Below are 20962 nucleotides of genomic sequence, written 5' to 3' on the forward strand. Positions count from 1 at the left end.
GATTTCACCACTTTTTACTTTTTTATATAAAGTGTATAGCAAAATTTGTTTATGTGCTATATGTGAAAGAATCAACTTGATATTGCGATAATCTGCTGTTAATAGTTGAGGTTTATAGTTGGTTTATATCTACTATTTCATACCGTTAAAGGATGGATGTATTGATGGGAATTCACACCTATTTTCGATCGCTAAATGAATTGGAAAGAATTATTCGTTGTCCAGGCAAGTTTAAATTCGAGGAACATAGTGTATCGGCTCATTCCTGGAAAGTAGTACAATATGCCAAAACCCTGGCTGATATCGAAGAGAGAAACGGCGTCAATATTGATTGGAAAAAGCTATACGAGATTACCAGCAGTCACGATTACGGCGAGATTTTTATTGGAGACATTAAAACGCCTGTTAAGCATTCCTCCAAGGAACTACGGTTATTAATCCAGCAAGTTGAAGAGGGTATGATTGAGTATTTTATAGAAGAGAATATTCCCGAGGATTTTAAAGCCATTTTCCGCAAGCAGCTAAGAGAAGGTAAAGATGATTCTGTTGAAGGCTTAATTTTAGAAGTAGCGGATAAAATGGATCAGGTGTATGAAGCGTTTGCCGAGCTTCAGCGGGGGAATACCGAAAAGGAATTTATCGTGATGTATCGCAATGCGCTTGTAAAAATCAAAAATATTAATTTGAAATGTGTTGAATATTTTTTGGAAAATATCCTGCCGGATATGGTTAAGGAAGAAACGCCTTCATCCATTGATATTAAAAAGATCACGGAAGAGGCTTTAGCTCTGTAAATGAATTTTCTCGCCGTCTTTCAGAAGCCGCGAAGCGCTTCTGTTCATACATAACAATAGTTTTTTTTATAATAAAGCAGGTCGTTTTTTTACATAATTTAAAAAATAGAGTAAATTATTATAAGAGTATTTTAACTTTCTTCATTTGTATTCGTCAAAGAACGAGAAAGGATGTGTACATTTAACATGAATAAACCTGCTCGAATTATTTCTATTCTTATCCTTGCTGCAAGTGTAGGTGTGTTTGCTGGTTGTGGAAAACAGGAAGCAACAAGTCCATCCACCAATGAAACGGTACTGCCAGCAACCTCAGAATCGGCAGTAAAAGAAGAACCCGGTCAATCAGCTGTCCAGCATAGCTTGGACGAGATCAAATGGAATGAAGTTAAAGATCCTCTGATTGAGGATGGCATGATAACCAAACTCAAAGCGGCTATAGCCGCCTTTGTATCAAACGATTTGAATCAATTTCATGCTGCGCTTGCTCCAGACATTGGAACAGGTCACGATTATCTCTTAGAGCATCCAGTGAAGTTTACAGGGATTGCCGAAGCTATAAAAGAAAAGGATCGGGTATTGGTACCCGTAGTAGGCAAACGGCTTACTAAAGAAGAAGGTTCTTCACCTGATGTACAGTATACCTTTTATTTTGAAAAAGATAAGGGTGGATCATGGCAAATTGTTTCGATAGACTGATCATATCTCATTCCAACCCAAGAGAAGACGTTAGAAGACGTTCTGATAAAATCAGAACGTCTTCTTTTCTTTCTCTACATATTATTTGAGCAATACTGACCAGTTAGGATCTTTGTATCGTTTATCCACCACTTCCCTTACCAGGATAAGCTCATCTGGAATCTGATCTAGCTTTGTAATCCGGAATCATTAAGTCTGCTTTGCCCTACGATCGCTCTATAGCAAGTACGTTATACTGCTTACCTACTGCATCATATGCTCTCCACTCCTCATGCATTATTTCATTATCCATCTTCCCGTAGAATGAGATGACAGTTTCATATGCCCCTTTGTCGGCTTGCGATTCCTTAAGTGAAGCCCTAACCAACTCCAGGCTATCATCCATCATTTTAAAAGATTTGGGCTCAGTCAGCTCAGATGGTCTAAAAGGAAATCTTGCTTCCGTCCATTTCTGTATACTTTCATCTTTAGCGAGTATATTAACCCTTAGCAGCCCCTGCCACGAACTATTTGATCCGATTTGAACAGTCTGTTCAATTTGCCAAAGAAATACCTGAAAATGTTGATCCTACGGAAAAACCTATCCAATCGGTCTATATATCTATTTCAATCTCTTTCAGCTCCTTGAGCCATACTTCTTCCTTATTCTTCAGTGACAGACTACCGCCGCTAATAATGGATTTGTACTTAATTGCCGTTCCCATTTGTTTTTTGAGATCCGTTACACTTAAAGTACGGGTAATGGCAATTTACAGCTGCCCCTTACAACCTAATCATCAAATTTTATTGAAAAAAATGAAATACTGCGTACGAGACAATGCTTGACTTAAAGTTAACTTTAAGTAGTAACATACTGGGTGTAACGTATGGATTAGGACAGGCGATGGCTATTCTGACAAATTGGGAGTGATAGAGATGAAAAAGAAACAACTGGGTAACAGCGACCTTCAAGTATCTGCACTGGGTCTGGGCTGCATGGGAATGTCCGAGTATTATGGTGAGTTGGATGATCAGGAGTCGATCAAAACGCTTCATCGTGCGTTGGAGCTGGGGATCAACTTCTGGGATACAGCAGATGTCTACGGTGTGGGGAAAAATGAAAAACTGATCAGTCAAATCCTGCGGAGCCACCGGGATGAAGTAGTGTTAGCTACCAAGTTTTCGATTATGCGCGGGGAAGATGGTGCATTTATGGGGGTAAGCGGCCGTCCTGAATATGTAAAACAGGCATGTGATCGCAGCCTGCAAAGATTGGCTGTAGATGTGATTGATTTGTACTATCAGCACCGTGTTGACCCGAATGTACCTATTGAAGAAACAGTAGGGGCGATGAGTGATCTGGTCCAAGCGGGAAAAGTCCGCTATCTGGGGCTATCTGAAGCGTCTCCTGCACTGATCAGACGTGCTCATAAGGTACACCCGATTACAGCGTTGCAGACAGAATACTCCTTATGGAGCCGGGAAGCAGAAGATGAGGTTATACCAACATGTAAGGAGCTGGGCATTGAATTTGTGGCCTACAGTCCACTGGGACGCGGCTTTTTGAGCGGGCAAATTCAGAAGTTTGATGATTTCGCAGAAGATGATTTCCGTCGCACGGTGCCGCGTTTTCAGCCTGAGAATTTCCAAAAGAATCTGGATCTCGTGCAGCATGTTAAGGATCTTGCGGCTCAAAAAGGAGTCAAGCCTTCTCAGCTTGCTTTGGCCTGGCTACTTGCACAAGAGGGAATTGTACCAATCCCCGGCACCAAACGGGTCACGTATTTAGAGGAAAATGCAGGAGCAGTTGATGTGGGCTTGTCCGCAGAAGAAATGGAGACGATTAACGCCATCATCCCTAAAGGAATGGCAGCCGGCCTTCGTTACCCGGCAGAGCGGATGCCAAATTGGCAAGCGGAATAATAAGAATCACGAGATAACCCCTTAAGCCGTCTTTAACACGAATCGGCGTGAAAGACGGCTTAAGGACTTTATATATAAGCAGGAACGTGCTTCGTATAATGCCGAAGGCATCCTTTTACAAAACAGGAGCTTGCAATGCAGTATTGATATTTTGCAGATCCACCGACAGCTGCTCTTTTACGTTCCAGGGGTGATACCAGCCACGTTCGATCATGTACGTTGAGATTTGCTCATGCATATCGATAGCTTCATCCAGTTGTTTTGTAAGCATAGCTTTAATTTCTGGAGTTCCCGCTTCCGTTACGGCCATAGCGTAATTTCTCACACCGCTTTTGGCGGTGTTTAAAAAATCGGCAGCAATCACTTGGTCTGTTAAAATATTGAGTCCGGTCAAATACTCCAAGAGTATATTCATTGCTCCACCTCCTGTGATGACGAGGCTTGATTTAGAACGTTACCCAGCTCTTGCAATTGTCGTGTTGTTAGGTCAACATCCTTTTGCAATATAGCTTTGAGGGCCGGATCTGAGATCAATGCTTGCATTGTTTTAGATTTAGTAAGACACACTGTTTTGAATGCTGACAATTCATGGACTTCAAGTGTTTCGTGCAGGCCATACACCATATAACATTTGCCTCCAGTCCAATATATAGTTAAGGTTTAAGTACAACTTTGATGCAATTGTCTTGTCTGGTATCGAAAATTTCATATCCGCGCTTGGCATCGCTTAGTGGAATGACGTGTGTGACAACGTCACCAGGGTCAACCTTCCCCGTATCTATCAGCTCATACATGTAAGGCATATAGTGAATAACGGGGGCCTGTCCAGTTCGTAAATTAACATTTCGCTGAAAAATGTCTCCCATCGGAAAACCGTTATATCGACCGCCGTATACCCCGGTAACTTGAATGGTGCCGCCTTTTCGGACAGCCTGTGTAGCTATGACTAAGCCTCCCAAAGCTCCACCGTGAAGTTTAAGACCTGAAGCCAAGGATTCCAGCGGAGACATTTTGCCGCTCATGCCGGAGCAGTCAATAACTACGTCGGCGCCTCCTTTGGTCATCTCCTTCAGATAGTTGCCGACGTTTTCTTGCGATTCCACATTCACGATCTCCACATGATTGGTGCGCTTTGCGTGTTGTAGACGATAATCCAGATAGTCTGCCGCAATGACTCGTTTTGCCCCTTTGAACCAGGCGAATTTTTGCGCTAATAGACCTACTGGCCCACAGCCAATAACAATGACAGTATCCCCAGCCTTCACTCCGGCATTATCGACGCTCCAAAATGCAGTAGTCATGGCATCAGCAATCAGGCAAAGCTTCTCGTCAGAATGTTCGCAACTCTCCGGAATTTTGAAATGAGTGAAATTGGCAAAAGGCACACGTAAATATTCAGCTTGTCCACCTGGATATCCACCGGTTGTTCCGGAATAGCCAAAAAAACCGCCCATCTCTCCATTTTCATTCGAATGATCACATTGGCTTTCCAATTGGTTTTTACAGTAAAAGCATTCACCACACGCGATGTTGAACGGAATGATCACGCGATCTCCCTTTTTCAAGTTAGTCACGCCGCTGCCGACTTCTTCTACAACCCCCATTGGCTCATGCCCAATTACATAATCCTCTTGTAGATTCGGAATCATTCCATGAATGAGATGCAGATCTGAACCACAAATAGCGGTTGTTGTCAGTCTGATAATCGCATCATCGGCTTTTTGAATACTCGGGTCCGGAACATCTTTAACCACAACATTTTTGATACCTTGGTAGGTCACTGCTTTCATGCCTGGTTTCCTCCCATATGTTCGTCCGGCGTGCGATCAAACATCCCTTTGCGGGAGGCATCGTCTGGGAACAGTTTCATCTTGCTAATGTCCACTGTTTTATTAGCTGACAGTTGATCCAATTGATATTGCTTTTGCAGCTCATAGGGATGAAACCATTTTTTCCGTACCATCAGTTCAGTAATTTCCTGATGAAGCGCGATACCTTGATGCAGTTGATGGCGCAATAGGGTTCTGGCATCGGTAGAGACGGTTTCTGTTAAAGCTACTGCTGTATTCCGAACCCCTTCCTTGACGCGAACCAGAAAATCCATTGCAAGTGTCGTGTCTGCCATTTCGGGCATATTTAATGAGTTTTTTGGGTCCACATAATCCATTTTGGCGGACTGGGTCTGGTTAGGTGTCACATCATTCACCTCAATTTAAAATTGGTGTTGGGCGGAAGTCAGGAACAGGCGCTTGAAACGGTGCTTTAGCATAGATTGCTTGCAAATCGGCAATAGCCTGAATAGATTGCTGAACATCTTTTTCCATTAAATCCTTTAGCTCTTGATCGAATACTAAGCCCTGCATTAATTTGGACTTCGCTAAACATAAGGTTTTGAAGTTAAGGACTTCATGGATCTCTAGGGACTCATGCGCCGCTAATGTAGGCTGTTGGCTTATCATAGGCTCACCTTTCTTTTATGATTCTAGAAGGTATGTTGTCCAGCATAACTAGGTTTATTCCGAAAGGATCGTGCTATTCGGCTTCAACCTTGCCAAGTGCTTTTTTAGCGGGTCCTTCAATTACTTCGCCTTGATATGAAAAGCGTGAGCCATGACATGGGCAATCCCATGTTCTTTCGGCCTCGTTCCAGTCAACTTCACAGCCCATATGGGTGCACGTTGTGTCCACCAGGTGCAGTGCTCCTTGTGGGTCTCGATATGCGCCCGCCCTTTTGCCGTTTACCCGGACGACTGCCCCTTCGTCTTGCTGGAGTTCTTCGGCTTTTTTATAGCTGATTTCCAGCTTACCGGCAATCAAGTGCTTCGCCACATTCGCATTTTGAGTTACAAATGTTTTAATGTCAGGGTCTGCATGAAATCTTGAAGGGGAGAAAAGATCCTGATACGGGCTTTCCTTTCTGGTTATCAGATTCGTATTTAATAAAGCTGCCGCGACACTTGTCGTCATCCCCCATTTTCTATACCCTGTAGCAACGAGGATGTTAGGAACATCGGATAATTCCTGCCCGATATAAGGGAGTTTGTCTAACGAATACAGGTCCTGGGCCGACCAGCGATAGACGATTTCCTTTAATCCAAATGTTTGCTCTGCGAACTTTTCTAAGGCTTCATAGTATTGAAATGTGCAGATTCCTTGACCCGTTTTGTGGCCTTCGCCACCGACGATGACCATCGGTTCACCGTTTATTAGTACAGATCGAACCGAACGTTTGGGGGTTTCTGCACTTAGGTACATACCACCCGGATAGGTTTTGTCCGTCTTGACCGCTAGTACATAAGAACGTTCGGCATGCAATCGCGCAAAATAAAGACTGTTTGGATCATTAAACGGAAAATGAGAGGAGGATACGACATGGTTGCAGGTAATTTTATGCCCGTCGCTTGTTTTAATGATGGCAGGGTTTCCTTTATCCACACCCACAACGGTAGTCTGTTCATAGATTTTCCCGCCTTGCCGAATGACTTGATTTGCCAAATACCTTAAGAAAGGAACCGGATTAAACTGAGCCTGGTTTTCCATCATAATAGCTGCTTTAGTTGAGAAAGGCAGAGGTGTTTGTTCGACATAACTTCCCGGGATGCCAAGTTCCTTGTAAGCTTTATATTCATCGGATATTTTTTCCACATGTGTATCTGAACTTGTATAAACATAGGCATCTTCTTCTGTAAATTGACAATCAATATGATACTCTTCTACCGTTTGTCTGATGAATTCAAGAGCATCACGGTTGGCTTCGTAATAGAGCCGGGTTTTCTCCTTGCCAAAATGTGAAAGAAACTCGCTGTAGATCAAATCATGCTGTGCGGTAATTTTGGCGGTCGTATGGCCTGTTGTTCCATGAAGTATCCGCCCTGCGTCGACGACTGCGACATTTAGCCCTTTTTTGGAAAGTAAATAAGCAGTGGTAATACCTGTGATCCCCGCACCTACAATAGCAACATCCACCTGAATATCCTCATTAAGCTTAGGAAAGTTGGGGACGTCGGTTGAAGCTAACCAATACGATTCTGGAAATTGCGGTAAGGTCGTACGATGCTCGGCTCGTGTCATTTTTACAAATACCCCTTTGATTACAATTTATGTATATTGTTATCATTATGAGCTTTTATATTCACTAATCCCAGCATGATAAACGAACAAAGCCGTCCTTAACGCGGATCGGCGCGAAAGGCGGCTTTGGAGATATACATATGAAACTACGGACGTGGTTTGAAAATACCGAAAGGCTGTCCTACGGGCAGGAATGTACGGCCAAAATGAGCATTCAGCACGGCAGCTCCTGTGCCGTACAGCGAGAGTAAACCAATGCCCATTTCAGCATAAGCAGCGATGGTATGGAACACCTCTGGGGCGATGCCGAATGCATCGAAGCTAAGGCCGAGGAACAGAAAATCAATCAACACAAAAATAAAAAATAGAACCTTGTGTGTCTCCATGGCTCCAATGGTCATGAAGAGCGTAAAGATGAGATAGCCGGCAAAGGCAACGCCGAGCTGTCTGCCATCCACCGCTGATGCCAGCTCTGAGCCGAATACGCCCATTTTAATCATCCAACTACTAGCTACAGCTAACCAGAAGAAGGCGTAAGCGCCAAATGCCGTCATGCCAAAGGTGTTGTTATGCTTTGCATCCTGAATGCAGGCAAACAGCTGTGCAAAGGCACCAAGGAAAATAGCCCAAGGAATAATAAAGCTTAAGCCTTCAGTGAGACCAAGTTTTTGGGATGAAGCTACAAGCGTTACAATAGCCAAGCCAAACAGGCCGATCGCGCTCGGATCGGCCGTTATGATTTTTACGTTAGAATGAGATTCATTTTGCATGAAAAAATAGAAGCCTCCAATAATGTTCAAGTACGCGTCAATCTGCCGATGCCAGAATCACACTGACATATTGTAACGGAAACCAACCCACTCGCATAGTAGATAATGTGTTTTTATATTCATGAAAAGGAATACTTTCAGCTAGCGTTAATTTTGTTTTCAGCTTGACCGGGTACAATCAAGGCAATTTTCCCGGGGAGGATGCATAATTAATGAAAACAAAGACGAAAAAGACAGTTTGGATTCCGGCAATCATTGCAGTTACGGTAGCAGCTCTACTCCTAATCTACTATTACTACATGTCCTCGGTTTCCGGCGGCAAGCCTGGCATGCGACCTCCGGGAGGCAATGTACCAGGGCATATGGCGGACGTCCCAGCGGAAAAGGTGGTGGGGGTAACGGGGAAATATTTAATACCTTGGGTACGATCTCCGTTTTTCTTGGAGCGGCCACTTTCTGTTGGTTCTGGTTTAAGAAGAAATTGAGATCACCGTCCATGTTGGTTCGAAAGGCCGGAAAGTTGTTTCACTCCTTGCATAAACTGCTGGGTTGGGCGACCTTGATTCTTATTGCCATTCACGGTGTCTATTTCCTGATTACCAAATTTCAAGATCACAAAACCTTTTCCGGACTGGCAGCCTTTGCTATTATACTGGCGATCTCCGGGTACGGCTTCTATATTAATAAAGTACGTAACAAGTGGATGCGAACCATCCATCGTATACTTGGACTGCTGTGGGTTCCCGTGCTGCTGCTGCATGCCGGCGGATCAGCAATTATGGCGGTCATCGCCACCCTTGCCATAGGGGGACTTGTCTGGACACTCGAAAGAACGGCGGGGAGATTGACGAAGCCTGTCCCGGGAGACACTCCATAATTTTATGGAATGGTGTTACCTTCATATTTGTGATAGTATTTACACCTATATAGAATGAGGAAGTGACATAGTGATTAATATAACGATTCCAACTCCGGATATCACGATTACCAAACAGGTTAACCCTGAGCTCAGCCATATTTACGGATTTACAGATTTCCACCTGATTCCTAGAGATAAGGCTGGTATCTTTATGTTTTACAACGCACAGGAGGAATTGCTGTTCGTTGGTAAAGCAAGAAAGCTAAGACCAAGAATCAAAAAGCATTTTGAAGATAACGTATCGCCGATCAAGGCCAATCGGAACGAAGTGGCGATTATTGAGGTCTGTATTGTGGAAGATGCGGTAGATCGTGAAATTTATGAAACCTACATCATCAATTCGCAAAAGGCTAAATATAACGTTGAAAAAGTGTTTTTTAAATAAAGAAGCAACTGCTTTATGACAAAAGAGCAATAAGCCGCAGTCGTGCACTGCCCTTATTGCTCTTTTAAATTCGTGCATTTAGATCCTTTCAAGGACGGGGCGATGTAGTATGAACAAAACCGACCGGTTGCTGGCCATTTTGCTAGAGTTACAACGTAACGATATTTTACGGGCCGAGGATTTAGCGGCGATTTTCGAAACAAGTGTGAGAACGATCTATCGGGATATTCAGGCTTTAAGCGAATCGGGCGTGCCGATTGTAGGGGCACCGGGCATTGGATACTCCTTGATGGAGGGATACTTCCTGCCCCCTGTAAGCTTTACTGTAGAAGAGGCTGTGGCACTGCTAATTGGAGCAGATTTTGTCGAACAAAAATTTGATACAGACTATGGCATGAAGGCACAAGCTTCACGCAGAAAAATTGAAGCTATTTTACCAGAGAGCGTTCGCAGGGAAGTTTCTCAGGTGCGGACGACCATTAGACTGCTGGCGGTGGGTAAAGGGGCAGACCAGAGAGAGAAAACGTATTTGGAAACGCTGCGCATCGCTGTATTGAACAAACGGAAGGTTCGGTTTAGCTACTCCAAAAAATTGCCAGAGGCTGACGGGAATCGCCAAAGTGTGCGTGTGGTCGCCCCGTATGGTCTTGTACTGCTGCATGGTTCGTGGGTTTTGATAGGACAATGCGAATTGCGGCAGCAGCTGCGCCATTTCCGTTTGTCGCGTATGGACGAGCTGATCATGCTGGAGGATAGCTATCAGTTGCCTAGTGATTTTAATTTGCAGGATTATAAACAACCCGATGACCGCCATGTAAATGTCCGCATACAAGCCAATTCGAATATTGTAGATAAAGTGAAGGAAGCGAACCATTTTTACATGGAGTCCATGGAGGAGCATGCAGATGGACTGCATGTACTCTATCGCGTCAGACAGCCAGAGGAGTTACTATCATGGATACTTGGATGGGGTGCAGACGTGGTGGTGCTGGAGCCTGAATCGCTTCGCGAGCGCGTCCGTACGGAAGTGGAAAAAATGTTGAAATGCTACTGACATAATGCTGTCAGTAGCATTCTTGTATAGTAAAGCTACTTTGATAGAGAGGGGCATTTACTATATGAATACAAGCGAAACATTACAGCGTTTTGAAGAAACGGTACAACACTATCTTCTTGAATTGGACAGCTTCAGCTTGGAGCAATTGCAGTACACACCGCAGGAGGGACAATGGTCGCTTGGACAAATGTATCTTCATTTGGTGAACTCTGCTCTTTATATGCATCTTAGGAACATAGACCTTTGTCTACAGTCTAATGGGGAGAAGGGGGATAAAACGGAGGCGGGCACAGCCGCATTTAACTTGGGAAGCTTTCCACCCATACGTATCCAAGTTCCACCATCTCCGCAGTATACTCCCCCCCAACCGACGAGCAAAGAAGAGATTGTAGAAGGATTAAACGTGGTGATCCGTAAAATGAGAGAGATTGAGCCGACCGTTGAGAAATCAACAGGGTCGTCTACCGTCTCTCATCCCGGATTTGGCGCGTTGAATGCGGGAGAGTGGTTTAGACTCATCGAGATGCATTATCGTCATCATCTTTTGCAGATGGAGCGCTTGAAGCACGCAATAGCCGGTTAATCGTCTCCCGGCGCAGCCCGATGAACTGCCCAATTTCCTCCTGCGTCAGCACGTCTGTTAACGTAGCGGGTGCGATGTAGGAGTGGAACCAGCGTTGAAGCTTCCGAAGCTTCTCGGCAGGCGATACCTCCGTGAGCTGGTCAATTCGTTGCTGCATCATGCGCAGCTTATCCTGTAGCTGCAAAGCAATGGCTCGACATTGAGCCGGGTCTTGCTCTAGCTTCAGGTACCATTCTTTTTGCGACAGAACCTCAACCTCAGAGGTGACCAGCGCCATCGCGGTACCATAATAAGGATTGGGACTGATGAGAGAGTGATGCGGGATAATTTCATCGGGCACAATTACATTAACTAAAATTTGCGAGCCGTCTTCATGAACTCGGACAATTTTTAACAAGCCGCTCTTTAAGTGATATAAAGGGCCTGATTCCCCTTGTCGAAATAAGGTCTCGCCTTTGTGTAATATCATGAACGTGTATAGCCTCCATTTCATGTATTCCAGCTTTTAGATGAATCCGCCATTGACGCGGATGGTCTGTCCGGTAACCCACTGCGACTTAGCGCTGACCAGAAACTCAATCACATCAGCGATATCTTCCGGTTCACCGAGACGACCCATAGCATTCATTTTCTTCATGCCTTCGATCTGCTGCTCTGTTTTTCCTGCTTGAAAAAGCTCTGTGTTGACAGGGCCGGGAGCCACGGCATTGATCGTAATTTGCCTGCTTCCGAACTCCTTGGCCAGCTGACGGGTAAATTGCTCCACCGCGCCTTTCGTACCCGCGTATACGCTATAAGCCGGAAACATTTGTCCGATCACGGACGTGGACAGATTCACGATTCTTCCGTAGTTCTCCATGTATTTCATCGCTTGCTGACAGGCAAAGAAGGTACCTTTTACATTCAGTGCGAATTGTTGGTCAAAATCAGCTTCGGTCACCGCAGCCAGAGGTTTGGTAATCATCAGCCCGGCGTTGTTAACCAGAATATCCACTTTGCCGAATTCAGCAATCGTATTTGTAAATAAGGCTTCAATATCGCCCATCTTGCTCAGATCAGCGTGGAGAGCGATGGCCTTTCCGCCTTTTTGAAGAATGCCTGCTACCACTTCTTTAGCTCTGTCCGGACTGCTGGAATAATTGACGACTACACCAGCACCTAGATTAGCCAGCTGCTCGGCAATGGCACGGCCAATTCCCCTGGAGGAGCCAGTGATAATCGCTATTTTCCCTTCCAAATGCTTCATATGTGTTTGGCCTTCTTTCTATATATTTTAAGATATCCCTTTTTCTAAAAGTATCCACACTTCTGCAAACTCCTGATCAATCGTCGGATTTTTCCATTCATAAGCATGTGCGGGATGATGAAAACGGGCTGTGGCATAGAAAAGCGTACGCGCCAGTTGGGGCGGCTGATCCGCTGTGATACCCCCGCGCATAATAATATCAGCGAGCTGATCCACAATGTGGGCGATATGTTGGTCGATTAAATCCGCGGCTTGCTCGGTGACCCGGGTATACATCTCGAACATTTCCTCGTCATCGCGGGCATAATACTGCTTAAGTTCGACCAAGGTCTGTATATATCGTTTTAAGTGCGATATTCCTAGCACAGATGAATCCTGGCATATCTCCGTTAACGGATCGATAATCTTTTCATTTAGCCATTTTTCGGTCACGCCTTCAAGAAGCTCGGCTTTACTTTTAAAGTGTCGGTAAATAGTGCCGTGACTTACTCCTAACACTTTGGCAACATCCGTCACGGAGCTTTTGGTTACACCAAAACGTCTAAGGGTGTCTTCTGTCGCGATAAGAATCTGTTCCTTGGTCAGTATATCTGAGGATTTTTCCATAGAGACACGGTTGATTTACCGTGTGAGTCACCTCCTTGAAGTCAGGATAACACAAAGAGTATCAAATGACAAATATACGTTTTTGTCATTTGATACTCTTTGTTTAAGAATCTAAAGAAGTGACCAGGAAAACTACAATAGCGATTCGATGACAGGGTCAATAGCACAGGTTGCCGTTGTTACTTCAAATCTGGCTTTTACATAGCCGCTGCGATCAATCAGGAATTTGGAAAAATTCCACTTGATACCGTCGCCAACGTATATTTCTGGATATTTATTCTGCAAGAAATCGTTCATCCATTGACCGTCTTTGGCCTGGGTATCGAAGCCTTGAAACGGTGCCTGTTGGGTCAGATATTGAAATAAAGGATGAAGCGAAGAGCCTCTTACCTCCGTCTTCTCAAATAGTGGGAAGGTTACTCCATACTTAATTTGACAAGTTCCCTGAACCTCCGAATTGCTACCCGGCTCTTTTTCATTGAATTGGTTACAAGGAAAAGCAAGGATTTCAAAACCTTGTTTCCTCCGTCTTTCATAGAGCTTTTGCAGATCAGCGAATTGACTGGAGAAGCTACACATGCTGGCAGTCTTTACAATAAGGAGAACCTTACCTCTATAGTCTGACAATTCAATCGGTTTCCCGTTAATTGAGGTTGCTTGAAAATCATAAACAGACATGTTATCGTTCCTCCTCGCGTTATTTTTTAATACATCATATATCTAGAGTTGTTATTGGTCCAATATATTATCGGGATTAACTTTATAGGTATTTACAATAATTGCGTCATGTAAAGACCCATAGTACCCCTCTCTCTCTCTTGAAATCAAAGAAGACTTGGCTTAGAGAAAGTAGGAGATTTGCCTCTTACATAGCAAACTGTGGCATTCGCCGTTACCAAGATAGAATATAGATGCATATTCATGTAGTGTGTGCAAAAACCCAACAGAATCGAGGGATATTCGTGCCCATTGGAAAGATGATTCAATACAAGGAAATGCAACAACATCCCATTTTACGCTCGCACTTGCCCGAAACCCGCTGGATTACGAATGCAAGGACTTTACGGATGCTGGATACCTACCGCACTGTCTTTATCAAGCCTAATTATGGCAGTGGAGGAACCGGCATCATACGCGCGAAAAAGGTAGGGAGGAGATATGAGGTTCGTTGCGGCTCCAGTCGCAGAGTCGTTAGATCCCACGCTGTAAGAAGAGCAATTAGAAGCTATCGGAGACCTCATCGTCGTTATTTGGTACAGCAAGGACTTAAGTTAGCCAAGTATAAAGGTTCGATTTTTGATGCCAGAGTGTATATGCAGAAGCCAGAATCGGAATGGGTCATTTCAGGGATAACCGGCCGTGTCGCTGCACCTCGAAAGGTCGTTACCAACTATCGGAAGGGAGGACATGCGGCGCCGTTGTCCAAAGTGCTTTTAAGGGTTTTTAAAAATGACAGAGCGAAAATGAAAGAGATTTTGGACCAGGTCATTGAGCTTTCTAGAATCATTGCCGACACGATTGACCAAAATCATCCGGTTCGCGAGCTGGGCATCGATCTTGCTATTGAAAAGAGCGGTCAAATCTGGATTATTGAGGCCAATCCGCATCCAGGACATATGTTATTCAGGCAGCTCCCTAATCATAAGATGATTCGCAACATTTTGAGAAATAAACGTCGTATTCATCATCATTAGAATAAAGTGTTTTAAATCATTTATGAATAAGATAAGGAGGAGAACGCCCCGGCAAACTTGCGGGAGTATCCTCCTTTTTAGGTTCTAGCTTAACAGCCACCTTCTGTCTAAGAAGGCGGCTTGTTTTTTACCTAGAAGCCCAGTAACTTTATAGCGTTTGTCCGCTGTCTACTGTAATCATCTGGCCTGTCATGGCTTCCTGTTCCAAAGCAGAGCAGACCATGCTAGCAATATCCTCAGGTGTGGAAATGCGCTGTAGCAGCAGATGAGGAGCCAATTGTTTCATTTGTTCTTCCCTACCTGCCCACCATCTTGTCGCCACCGCTCCTGGTACGATGCAATTGACTCGAATATCAGGGGCCAGGGATCGTGCTAACGATTTAGTCAGCCCGTGAACGGCTGCTTTGGATACTGCATAGGGTAGCGAGGAACCTAGCCCTGTTTGTCCAGCTATACTTCCCAGATTGACGATAGCTCCTTGTTGACGATGCTTCATATAAGGAGCCACGGCTCTGGCACAGTGAAACATGCCTTTCACATTGACATCCAAGAGATCATTCCACACCGCTTCCGTAACGGCCTCTAGATCATCCATCGGAATATGATGTGTAATGCTGGCGTTATTCACCAGTACATCAACCGTGCCGTATTGCTGAACAATCTGCTCGACCATCGCTCGAACTTCCCGATCTTGGGAAACATCTGCCTGTAATGCAATTGCACTTCCTCCCTGTTCAAGTATCCTACATACGGTTTCCTCTGCATCGTCTTTAGAACGGGAATAGTTTACGACTACCGTAGCCTTACGATCCGCCAGCTCCATACATATGGCTCTCCCAATTCCTGTACCGCCTCCTGTAACCAGTGCTACTTTTTGATGTAAATCCATGTATGTCCGCCCCTTATCCAACTCGTTAGTTTTGTGTGAAAAATAATATGATCTAATATGGATCATTGTAGAGGATGTATTATATTATGTATAATTGAATTAACTGAACTTGAAATTCAATAAAACTGAATTAAACGAGCGACTTAGGAGTAGGAGAATGGATATTAAAGCACTTAAAACATTTCAGATGATTGTGAATTGCGGAAGTTTTATGCGTGCAGCGGAAGCGTTGAATTATGCACAATCCACCGTGACGATGCAAATACAGAGACTGGAATCCGATCTAGGAGTTCAGCTTATTGAACGGGGCAAGAAAATAAAGTTAACTGAAGCGGGCAGGATGTTTTACGAGCAAAGTCTGCATATTGTAAAAGATATGGAGCAATTGCAGGAAAATATGGAGAACCTGCAAAAGGGAACCGCAGGCGACATTCGCATAGGGGTGACTGAACCGACCGCCAGTTACCGACTACCTGAAATTTTAAAGCGATTCTTAAACCATTATCCTTACATTCGGATTTCTGTTGAGTTTGGGAATACCCCTACATTAAGCGAGCGTATTCTCAAAGGGGATGTGGACATCGCATTATGCTCTGCTCCGGATTTAGGTACAGAACTATATTTTGAACCTTTATTTAAGGAGAATTTTGTAGTTTTGATGCCTGAACATCACCCTCTTGCACAAAAGGAGTGCATTGGACCCGCAGATTTGCAAGGGCATCGCCTACTTATTACGTCGTCCATCTGTCCCTATCGGCGCAAACTTGAAATGGTCATGAAGGAACATGGAATAACCACGTTAGACACGATGGAAATTGGTAGCATGACGGCTCTGAAATCTTATGTGGAATGTGAATTGGGGATTGCCCTTGTGCCCCAAATTCTAGTCCATCCTGTCCCGGCAGGAACAGCGGTGAGGCAATTAAGCGGCAGCCTGATCGATATGACCTTTGGTCTTCTTTGTAAAGCAACCGAGGCACCGCTGAAGCTAGCAAGTGCAAGGCTATATTCTGTGTTAAAGAAAGAACTGGGGCAATTGTCCTGAGCATACGATATCAAACCGACTGCAATAGGCAGCCGGTTCGTTTGGTTATTTTTTCGTAATCGGAATCCATACTTCACTTCGGTAGTCCTCAGCATGAGCATCCCCCATGGTATACACTTCCAGCTCGGGACCGCCTGAATGCTCATAATTGCTGGCAGGGAACCATTCTTGGTAAATTCTTTGCCATACCTTCTGGATCGAGTGAGGCATAGGGCCGGTGGATGTAAACACGGCCCAGGTGGCAGCCGGGATGGTTCTGGCTTCTAATCCGTTCGAGGCTGCTACGTCTTCGTTACCCTCTGCGGCGATAAGGTAGCTAAACGTCTCCTCACCATGCTTCATGTCCAGACATATACCGAGTATATCGTCGCCTGTCCCCAAGGCATGAATGCGATCTGATGTGCCATCTCCGTTAAGCCGATCCCAGAATTTTGGGATTTCCCGAAGATTTTCACCGTTCTTAGTAGTAACTTGAATGGACTTCCCAATGACCGTAAACGCCGCCTTCTCTACAATTTTATAATCCATTTCCTGATCTCCCTTCAGCGATAGGTGGAAGGTGATGCGCGGAAAGGCTTTCAGGTTCACTCCCGGGTTTCTGGCCTCAGAGGGAGAAATACCGTGTACCTTTCGGAACGCTTTAGAAAAAGATTCGGGGGAATCATATCCGTACTTGAACGCAATATCTAGTACTTTGGTGGTAGAAAGACTCAATTCCTGAGCAGCCAGGGTCAATCGACGTTTGCGCACATATTCTGCTACCGTAACGCCAGTCAGCATATAAAACATCCGTTGAAAATGAAAGGGCGACGAGTAGGCAGCCTTTGCAATTTCATCAATATCGAGGGGCTGCTGCATTCTTTCTTCCATTAGATCGAGTGCGTTCTTGATCCGAAGCAACCATTCCAACCACATCACCTTCCTTGGTTGTAATCATATCATTCACGGTGTCCGTCATCCTGTCTTTGCGTGCTGTTGTTGAACAGGATTTCATCAGCCTGCCCCCTTGTGTTCATAATTAAAATTTGGGACAATAAAAGAAGTGTTTGAATAGCGCAGAGCGCTCAAACATGCTATGATGCAATGATAGTTGAGACGAGTCGTGATGGCTAGGGTTTATATATAGAAATACGAATTTTAACGTTTGTGAAAAGAGGATCGAACATGAAAAAGGAATCCATTTATGGATTAACGTTAGACCAATTGACAGCATGGCTCATGGAGCATGGACATAAAAAATCTCGGGCATTACAGGTATGGGACGCATTGTACCGGAAACGAATTACTGATTTTGCGGCGATGACAGAGGTTCACGAGAGTTGTACTCGCTTGTTGGCAGAGCACTTCTCTATTGAAATCCTGGAAGAACACGTGAAGCAACAATCAGCAGACGGGACGGTCAAGTTTTTGTTCCGCTTGCAGGATGGGAATTTGATTGAGACGGTATTAATGCGGCATAAGTTTGGACTATCCGTATGTGTGACGACCCAGGTGGGATGTAACATTGGATGCAGCTTCTGTGCGAGCGGATTGTTGAAGAAGAGCCGTGACCTTTCCAGTGGTGAAATTGTAGGACAAATCATGAAGGTGCAGCTGTATCTGGACCAGGAACGTCCGGGCGACCGGGTCAGTCACGTTGTGGTAATGGGGATTGGCGAACCGTTTGATAACTTTGTGAACCTGTCCGATTTCATTCGGGTCATTAAGGATCACAAAGGGCTGGCGATTGGGCCGCGGCATATTACTGTGTCCACAAGTGGCCTTGCCGATAAAATTATTGAATTTGCAGATTCCGATCTGCACGTCAACCTTGCGATCTCCCTCCACGCTCCGAATAATGAGATTCGTACCCGCATTATGAAGATCAATCGGGCGATCCCGATTGAGAAGCTCATGCAGGCGATTGATTATTATTTGGACAAAACCAATCGTCGGATTACGCTAGAGTACATCCTCCTGAAGGATGTTAATGACGGTAAGGAGCATGCGCTCGAACTGGCTGAGCTGGTGGGCCATCGTCGCAATCTGGCGAATGTGAACCTGATTCCTTACAATCCGGTGGATGAGCATAGTCAATACCAGCGGAGTGAGTCGGAGTCGATTACTGGCTTCTATGATGTGCTAAAAAAGCAAGGCATTAGCTGTAGTGTTCGGCTGGAGCACGGAGTCGACATTGATGCGGCCTGTGGACAGCTACGCAGCAAGCAAATTCGCAAGGATGCGAGCGGCAGCCGCAATGCGGAGCGCGAAGCGATTAGTTAAAATGCACGAGCGTACTCTCTAACAGGAGTACGCTTTTTTTATATACGAGCCATCGAGCAAAACATCATCTGTAAATGTGAAAATAGTCACGTAATAGTTGCTGCTTTTACGTTATAGTGAGTGGTTAGTGGAGGGGTTATATGGCTAACGTAATTTCAAATGTGGCGCTCGTTCCGGGCATTTATGTAATGAAGATAGAGGGCAAATATAAAGGGAAAATGGGTCAGTTCTACATGCTGCGCAGCGGAAATGGTTACCCACTGCTGCCAAGACCCATCAGCATTTATGATATCGGGGAAGAGAGTATTTCCTTTTTATACCGGGTTGTTGGAGAGGGGACCAATCTATTTTCCCAATTACAGCCTGGTCAAGAGATTCAGTTGGAAGGACCTTTCGGAAACGGGTTTCCGCAGGTCGAGGGCAGTCTAGCTTTAATCGGCGGTGGCATGGGTACAGCACCTTTGTTGTTGGCTGCAAAATATTACCCACATGCAGACGTTTATCTGGGTTTTGCACAGCAAGCCTTTGGGGTTGAAGCGTTCGAGGCAGCGGCAGCATCTGTACAGGTCAAAGTAGGGGGAAGCATCGTCGAACAGGTCGATCCGGCTCGCTATGCGAATATGTTTTCCTGCGGGCCCACTCCGATGTTGCAAGCACTTGCGCTGAAAACGGCGGGTACAGCGTCCCGTTTATATATTTCAACAGAAAGACACATGGCCTGTGGTATTGGCGCATGTTTGGGCTGCACCATGCGTACCCGTGAAGGCAATCGGAGGGTATGTAAGGAAGGGCCTGTATTCCCGGTGGAGGAGGTGGAGTTCGATGATCTCCATGGCATGTAATATAGCAGGTGTACCGTTCAAAAATCCAATTATCATGGCATCGGGTACGTTTGGGTTCGGGCGTGAGTATGCAGAATTCTATTCTCCTGAGCTACTCGGCGGCATCGTCGGCAAGGGACTAACCCTTCATCCGAAGGCGGGGAATACGGGGCAACGAATACATGAGACAGCATCCGGTATGCTGAATAGTGTAGGATTGGAAAATCCGGGTGTGGCAGCTTTTTTGAAGGATGAACTGGATGACATGACTCGCTGGAATACGGCTGTTATTGCCAATGTGGGCGGCTCCAATCTGGAGGAATACGTACAGGCCGTAGCTATGATTACTGAAAACGCGCAAAAACGCCGTACAATGAACCGCAGAGGCGTTGACATGCTGGAATTGAACATTTCATGTCCCAATGTGAAACAGGGTGGAATGCAATTTGGTATCCAGACGGAGGTAGCGCGGGAGGTTGTGCGTCAGGTGCGCAATGTGACGGCGCTTCCGCTGATCGTCAAGCTATCTCCGAATGCAGAGAACATCACGCAGATGGCAGTGATGTGCGAGGAAGAAGGCGCGGACGGGGTTTCGCTGATCAATACATTTTCTGCAATGAAAATAGATATACGTCGGCGTCGCAGTGTCTTTGCCAACACGTATGCAGGCCTTTCCGGCCCGGCAATCAAGCCGATTGCCTTGCGCATGGTTCACCAGGTGGCGCAGGCGGTATCGATTCCCGTGATCGGGATGGGCGGGATCAGCTCGGTGGAGGACATTATTGAATTCACCATGGCAGGGGCCGCCGCCATTCAGGTGGGAACGTATAATTTTGTCCATTTACATGCAGGGGCTGAGCTGGTATATGGACTAGAACAATGGATGCAGCAGGAAAAGGTGCAGTCGTTGGATGAGATACGAGGAATTTTGTGAAGTTTGTACTCGTTTGTGCATAAACTTAAGCATACAAAACCGGCTTGTCTTTTTAGGCAAGCCGGTTTTGTATTTTATTCTACCGAACCAGCCAGACTCGACTAATGGTTAATATCGCATTTGTTCAAGATGAACGAAATTTGATTTTCCAGCCGATGAATGGCTTCCTTGGATGCCTGGTCGTTGGCACCTTGTGCCTGAAGCGTAGCGAGCTCCTGCTTGAGCTGGTGAAGGTCTTGTCCTGCATGGGAGCAGTCGTAATTGCTTTCGAGATTGTCAATCATCCGT

General features: G+C 45.2%; 29 protein-coding genes. 13 read left to right on the forward strand and 16 right to left on the reverse strand.

What is annotated here, in order from left to right; genetic code table 11:
• The first annotated feature begins 164 nt into the window (after window positions 1–164).
• Together C400_RS0104125 and C400_RS0104130 are read left to right on the forward strand one after the other, a co-directional pair.
• Window positions 165–794 carry a YfbR-like 5'-deoxynucleotidase gene (locus C400_RS0104125; RefSeq protein ID WP_017426062.1) on the forward strand — a complete coding sequence of 210 codons (630 nt, stop codon included), beginning with the start codon at window positions 165–167 and terminating at the stop codon, window positions 792–794.
• A 186-nt stretch (window positions 795–980) separates the two neighbouring features.
• Window positions 981–1490, forward strand: a complete 510-nt coding sequence (locus C400_RS0104130) for a hypothetical protein (RefSeq protein ID WP_016822553.1) — start codon at window positions 981–983, stop codon at window positions 1488–1490.
• A gap of 205 nt (window positions 1491–1695) precedes the next feature.
• Here C400_RS0104130 and C400_RS27335 read toward each other — a convergent pair whose 3' ends face one another.
• Window positions 1696–1878 carry a hypothetical protein gene (locus tag C400_RS27335; RefSeq protein ID WP_080582319.1) on the reverse strand — a complete coding sequence of 61 codons (183 nt, stop codon included), beginning with the start codon at window positions 1876–1878 and terminating at the stop codon, window positions 1696–1698.
• A gap of 527 nt (window positions 1879–2405) precedes the next feature.
• Between C400_RS27335 and C400_RS0104145 the strand changes: the two genes are divergently transcribed.
• Window positions 2406–3392 (forward strand): aldo/keto reductase, encoded by a 987-nt coding sequence (locus C400_RS0104145; RefSeq protein WP_017426064.1) that lies wholly within the window; start codon window positions 2406–2408, stop codon window positions 3390–3392.
• A gap of 115 nt (window positions 3393–3507) precedes the next feature.
• On the opposite strand, the gene C400_RS0104150 is transcribed toward C400_RS0104145, so the two are convergent.
• The 7 genes from C400_RS0104150 to C400_RS0104180 form a co-directional block, all read right to left on the reverse strand.
• The gene (locus tag C400_RS0104150) at window positions 3508–3807 is read right to left on the reverse strand and encodes a spore coat protein (protein ID WP_017426065.1); all 300 of its coding nucleotides are present in this window, start codon (window positions 3805–3807) and stop codon (window positions 3508–3510) included.
• The gene (locus C400_RS0104155) at window positions 3804–4016 is read right to left on the reverse strand and encodes a hypothetical protein (protein ID WP_017426066.1); all 213 of its coding nucleotides are present in this window, start codon (window positions 4014–4016) and stop codon (window positions 3804–3806) included. The genes C400_RS0104150 and C400_RS0104155 overlap by 4 nt, the downstream gene beginning before the upstream one ends.
• Window positions 4017–4045: 29 nt before the next feature.
• Complete coding sequence (locus C400_RS0104160; RefSeq protein ID WP_017426067.1) at window positions 4046–5182, reverse strand: zinc-dependent alcohol dehydrogenase; 1137 nt, start codon at window positions 5180–5182, stop codon at window positions 4046–4048.
• The gene (locus tag C400_RS0104165) at window positions 5179–5559 is read right to left on the reverse strand and encodes a spore coat protein (protein WP_038978189.1); all 381 of its coding nucleotides are present in this window, start codon (window positions 5557–5559) and stop codon (window positions 5179–5181) included. The genes C400_RS0104160 and C400_RS0104165 overlap by 4 nt, the downstream gene beginning before the upstream one ends.
• Window positions 5560–5599: 40 nt before the next feature.
• A complete protein-coding gene (locus C400_RS0104170) occupies window positions 5600–5851 on the reverse strand; it encodes a hypothetical protein (RefSeq protein WP_016324904.1) in 252 nt (83 codons plus the stop codon).
• Between the two features lie 73 nt (window positions 5852–5924).
• Entirely contained in the window at window positions 5925–7463 is a 1539-nt protein-coding gene (locus C400_RS0104175; RefSeq protein ID WP_017426069.1) for an FAD-dependent oxidoreductase, read from the reverse strand.
• Between the two features lie 146 nt (window positions 7464–7609).
• Window positions 7610–8233 (reverse strand): acetate uptake transporter, encoded by a 624-nt coding sequence (locus C400_RS0104180; RefSeq protein ID WP_017426070.1) that lies wholly within the window; start codon window positions 8231–8233, stop codon window positions 7610–7612.
• Window positions 8234–8445: 212 nt separating this feature from the next.
• On the opposite strand from C400_RS0104180, the gene C400_RS27340 reads away from it, so the two are divergent.
• The 5 genes from C400_RS27340 (at window position 8446) to C400_RS0104200 (ending at window position 11177) form a co-directional block, all read left to right on the forward strand.
• Window positions 8446–8718 carry a hypothetical protein gene (locus C400_RS27340; RefSeq protein ID WP_232795307.1) on the forward strand — a complete coding sequence of 91 codons (273 nt, stop codon included), beginning with the start codon at window positions 8446–8448 and terminating at the stop codon, window positions 8716–8718.
• 11 nt (window positions 8719–8729) lie between these two features.
• Entirely contained in the window at window positions 8730–9110 is a 381-nt protein-coding gene (locus tag C400_RS27345; protein WP_232795308.1) for a hypothetical protein, read from the forward strand.
• Window positions 9111–9180: 70 nt separating this feature from the next.
• Window positions 9181–9537: a nucleotide excision repair endonuclease gene (locus C400_RS0104190; RefSeq protein WP_016822573.1), complete on the forward strand. Its 357-nt coding sequence runs from the start codon at window positions 9181–9183 to the stop codon at window positions 9535–9537.
• Window positions 9538–9646: 109 nt separating this feature from the next.
• Window positions 9647–10591 (forward strand): helix-turn-helix transcriptional regulator, encoded by a 945-nt coding sequence (locus C400_RS0104195; RefSeq protein WP_017426071.1) that lies wholly within the window; start codon window positions 9647–9649, stop codon window positions 10589–10591.
• Between the two features lie 64 nt (window positions 10592–10655).
• Entirely contained in the window at window positions 10656–11177 is a 522-nt protein-coding gene (locus C400_RS0104200; RefSeq protein WP_026065359.1) for a DinB family protein, read from the forward strand.
• Here C400_RS0104200 and C400_RS0104205 read toward each other — a convergent pair.
• From C400_RS0104205 to C400_RS0104220, 4 genes are all read right to left on the reverse strand, one after another.
• Window positions 11110–11646 carry a Crp/Fnr family transcriptional regulator gene (locus C400_RS0104205; RefSeq protein WP_017426072.1) on the reverse strand — a complete coding sequence of 179 codons (537 nt, stop codon included), beginning with the start codon at window positions 11644–11646 and terminating at the stop codon, window positions 11110–11112. The genes C400_RS0104200 and C400_RS0104205 overlap by 68 nt on opposite strands.
• Window positions 11647–11682: 36 nt before the next feature.
• Window positions 11683–12423, reverse strand: a complete 741-nt coding sequence (locus tag C400_RS0104210) for an SDR family oxidoreductase (RefSeq protein WP_017426073.1) — start codon at window positions 12421–12423, stop codon at window positions 11683–11685.
• A gap of 27 nt (window positions 12424–12450) precedes the next feature.
• On the reverse strand, window positions 12451–13029 hold the full coding sequence (locus C400_RS0104215; protein WP_017426074.1) for a TetR/AcrR family transcriptional regulator: 579 nt from the start codon (window positions 13027–13029) through the stop codon (window positions 12451–12453).
• A 132-nt stretch (window positions 13030–13161) separates the two neighbouring features.
• Window positions 13162–13707 (reverse strand): glutathione peroxidase, encoded by a 546-nt coding sequence (locus C400_RS0104220; RefSeq protein ID WP_017426075.1) that lies wholly within the window; start codon window positions 13705–13707, stop codon window positions 13162–13164.
• Between the two features lie 284 nt (window positions 13708–13991).
• Here C400_RS0104220 and C400_RS0104225 point away from each other — a divergent pair, with 284 nt between their 5' ends.
• A complete protein-coding gene (locus C400_RS0104225; RefSeq protein WP_025366187.1) occupies window positions 13992–14723 on the forward strand; it encodes a YheC/YheD family protein in 732 nt (243 codons plus the stop codon).
• Between the two features lie 148 nt (window positions 14724–14871).
• Here C400_RS0104225 and C400_RS0104230 read toward each other — a convergent pair whose 3' ends face one another.
• A complete protein-coding gene (locus tag C400_RS0104230) occupies window positions 14872–15612 on the reverse strand; it encodes an SDR family NAD(P)-dependent oxidoreductase (protein ID WP_017426076.1) in 741 nt (246 codons plus the stop codon).
• Window positions 15613–15769: 157 nt separating this feature from the next.
• Between C400_RS0104230 and C400_RS0104235 the strand changes: the two genes are divergently transcribed.
• Window positions 15770–16657, forward strand: a complete 888-nt coding sequence (locus tag C400_RS0104235) for a LysR family transcriptional regulator (protein WP_017426077.1) — start codon at window positions 15770–15772, stop codon at window positions 16655–16657.
• A gap of 45 nt (window positions 16658–16702) precedes the next feature.
• Here the strand turns inward: C400_RS0104235 and C400_RS0104240 are convergent, their stop codons facing one another.
• Both C400_RS0104240 and C400_RS27350 read right to left on the reverse strand, forming a co-directional pair.
• Window positions 16703–17527 (reverse strand): AraC family transcriptional regulator, encoded by an 825-nt coding sequence (locus C400_RS0104240; RefSeq protein WP_232795309.1) that lies wholly within the window; start codon window positions 17525–17527, stop codon window positions 16703–16705.
• Window positions 17493–17651: a hypothetical protein gene (locus C400_RS27350; RefSeq protein ID WP_232795310.1), complete on the reverse strand. Its 159-nt coding sequence runs from the start codon at window positions 17649–17651 to the stop codon at window positions 17493–17495. Before C400_RS27350 ends, C400_RS0104240 begins: the two co-directional genes overlap by 35 nt.
• Before the next feature lie 170 nt (window positions 17652–17821).
• On the opposite strand from C400_RS27350, the gene rlmN reads away from it, so the two are divergent.
• The 3 genes from rlmN (at window position 17822) to C400_RS0104255 (ending at window position 20674) form a co-directional block, all read left to right on the forward strand.
• Window positions 17822–18919, forward strand: a complete 1098-nt coding sequence (gene rlmN, locus C400_RS0104245) for a 23S rRNA (adenine(2503)-C(2))-methyltransferase RlmN (RefSeq protein WP_016822584.1) — start codon at window positions 17822–17824, stop codon at window positions 18917–18919.
• Between the two features lie 140 nt (window positions 18920–19059).
• Entirely contained in the window at window positions 19060–19761 is a 702-nt protein-coding gene (locus C400_RS0104250; protein ID WP_017426079.1) for a dihydroorotate dehydrogenase electron transfer subunit, read from the forward strand.
• Window positions 19742–20674 carry a dihydroorotate dehydrogenase gene (locus C400_RS0104255; protein WP_017426080.1) on the forward strand — a complete coding sequence of 311 codons (933 nt, stop codon included), beginning with the start codon at window positions 19742–19744 and terminating at the stop codon, window positions 20672–20674. Before C400_RS0104250 ends, C400_RS0104255 begins: the two co-directional genes overlap by 20 nt.
• A 101-nt stretch (window positions 20675–20775) precedes the next feature.
• Here C400_RS0104255 and C400_RS0104260 read toward each other — a convergent pair whose 3' ends face one another.
• Window positions 20776–20958 carry a hypothetical protein gene (locus C400_RS0104260; protein WP_016822587.1) on the reverse strand — a complete coding sequence of 61 codons (183 nt, stop codon included), beginning with the start codon at window positions 20956–20958 and terminating at the stop codon, window positions 20776–20778.
• Window positions 20959–20962: the final 4 nt, after the last annotated feature.

This window comes from Paenibacillus sp. ICGEB2008 (assembly GCF_000307675.1).
Taxonomy (GTDB): domain Bacteria; phylum Bacillota; class Bacilli; order Paenibacillales; family Paenibacillaceae; genus Paenibacillus; species Paenibacillus polymyxa.

What these genes read in the sequence shown, in the direction of transcription:
- C400_RS0104200 (WP_026065359.1), top strand. Translation starts at nt 10,656, where the DNA reads ATGAATACAAGCGAAACATTACAGCGTTTTGAAGAAACGGTACAACAC.
- C400_RS0104220 (WP_017426075.1), bottom strand. Translation starts at nt 13,707, where the DNA reads ATGTCTGTTTATGATTTTCAAGCAACCTCAATTAACGGGAAACCGATT.
- C400_RS0104150 (WP_017426065.1), bottom strand. Translation starts at nt 3,807, where the DNA reads ATGAATATACTCTTGGAGTATTTGACCGGACTCAATATTTTAACAGAC.
- C400_RS0104235 (WP_017426077.1), top strand. Translation starts at nt 15,770, where the DNA reads ATGGATATTAAAGCACTTAAAACATTTCAGATGATTGTGAATTGCGGA.
- C400_RS0104230 (WP_017426076.1), bottom strand. Translation starts at nt 15,612, where the DNA reads ATGGATTTACATCAAAAAGTAGCACTGGTTACAGGAGGCGGTACAGGA.
- C400_RS27340 (WP_232795307.1), top strand. Translation starts at nt 8,446, where the DNA reads ATGAAAACAAAGACGAAAAAGACAGTTTGGATTCCGGCAATCATTGCA.
- C400_RS0104175 (WP_017426069.1), bottom strand. Translation starts at nt 7,463, where the DNA reads ATGACACGAGCCGAGCATCGTACGACCTTACCGCAATTTCCAGAATCG.
- C400_RS0104240 (WP_232795309.1), bottom strand. Translation starts at nt 17,527, where the DNA reads ATGGAAGAAAGAATGCAGCAGCCCCTCGATATTGATGAAATTGCAAAG.
- C400_RS0104205 (WP_017426072.1), bottom strand. Translation starts at nt 11,646, where the DNA reads ATGATATTACACAAAGGCGAGACCTTATTTCGACAAGGGGAATCAGGC.
- C400_RS0104160 (WP_017426067.1), bottom strand. Translation starts at nt 5,182, where the DNA reads ATGAAAGCAGTGACCTACCAAGGTATCAAAAATGTTGTGGTTAAAGAT.
- C400_RS0104125 (WP_017426062.1), top strand. Translation starts at nt 165, where the DNA reads ATGGGAATTCACACCTATTTTCGATCGCTAAATGAATTGGAAAGAATT.
- C400_RS0104130 (WP_016822553.1), top strand. Translation starts at nt 981, where the DNA reads ATGAATAAACCTGCTCGAATTATTTCTATTCTTATCCTTGCTGCAAGT.
- C400_RS0104210 (WP_017426073.1), bottom strand. Translation starts at nt 12,423, where the DNA reads ATGAAGCATTTGGAAGGGAAAATAGCGATTATCACTGGCTCCTCCAGG.
- C400_RS0104165 (WP_038978189.1), bottom strand. Translation starts at nt 5,559, where the DNA reads ATGGATTATGTGGACCCAAAAAACTCATTAAATATGCCCGAAATGGCA.
- C400_RS0104170 (WP_016324904.1), bottom strand. Translation starts at nt 5,851, where the DNA reads ATGATAAGCCAACAGCCTACATTAGCGGCGCATGAGTCCCTAGAGATC.
- C400_RS0104250 (WP_017426079.1), top strand. Translation starts at nt 19,060, where the DNA reads ATGGCTAACGTAATTTCAAATGTGGCGCTCGTTCCGGGCATTTATGTA.
- C400_RS0104260 (WP_016822587.1), bottom strand. Translation starts at nt 20,958, where the DNA reads ATGATTGACAATCTCGAAAGCAATTACGACTGCTCCCATGCAGGACAA.
- C400_RS27350 (WP_232795310.1), bottom strand. Translation starts at nt 17,651, where the DNA reads ATGAAATCCTGTTCAACAACAGCACGCAAAGACAGGATGACGGACACC.
- rlmN (WP_016822584.1), top strand. Translation starts at nt 17,822, where the DNA reads ATGAAAAAGGAATCCATTTATGGATTAACGTTAGACCAATTGACAGCA.
- C400_RS27345 (WP_232795308.1), top strand. Translation starts at nt 8,730, where the DNA reads ATGTTGGTTCGAAAGGCCGGAAAGTTGTTTCACTCCTTGCATAAACTG.
- C400_RS0104195 (WP_017426071.1), top strand. Translation starts at nt 9,647, where the DNA reads ATGAACAAAACCGACCGGTTGCTGGCCATTTTGCTAGAGTTACAACGT.
- C400_RS0104215 (WP_017426074.1), bottom strand. Translation starts at nt 13,029, where the DNA reads ATGGAAAAATCCTCAGATATACTGACCAAGGAACAGATTCTTATCGCG.
- C400_RS27335 (WP_080582319.1), bottom strand. Translation starts at nt 1,878, where the DNA reads ATGATGGATGATAGCCTGGAGTTGGTTAGGGCTTCACTTAAGGAATCG.
- C400_RS0104180 (WP_017426070.1), bottom strand. Translation starts at nt 8,233, where the DNA reads ATGCAAAATGAATCTCATTCTAACGTAAAAATCATAACGGCCGATCCG.
- C400_RS0104155 (WP_017426066.1), bottom strand. Translation starts at nt 4,016, where the DNA reads ATGGTGTATGGCCTGCACGAAACACTTGAAGTCCATGAATTGTCAGCA.
- C400_RS0104255 (WP_017426080.1), top strand. Translation starts at nt 19,742, where the DNA reads ATGATCTCCATGGCATGTAATATAGCAGGTGTACCGTTCAAAAATCCA.
- C400_RS0104145 (WP_017426064.1), top strand. Translation starts at nt 2,406, where the DNA reads ATGAAAAAGAAACAACTGGGTAACAGCGACCTTCAAGTATCTGCACTG.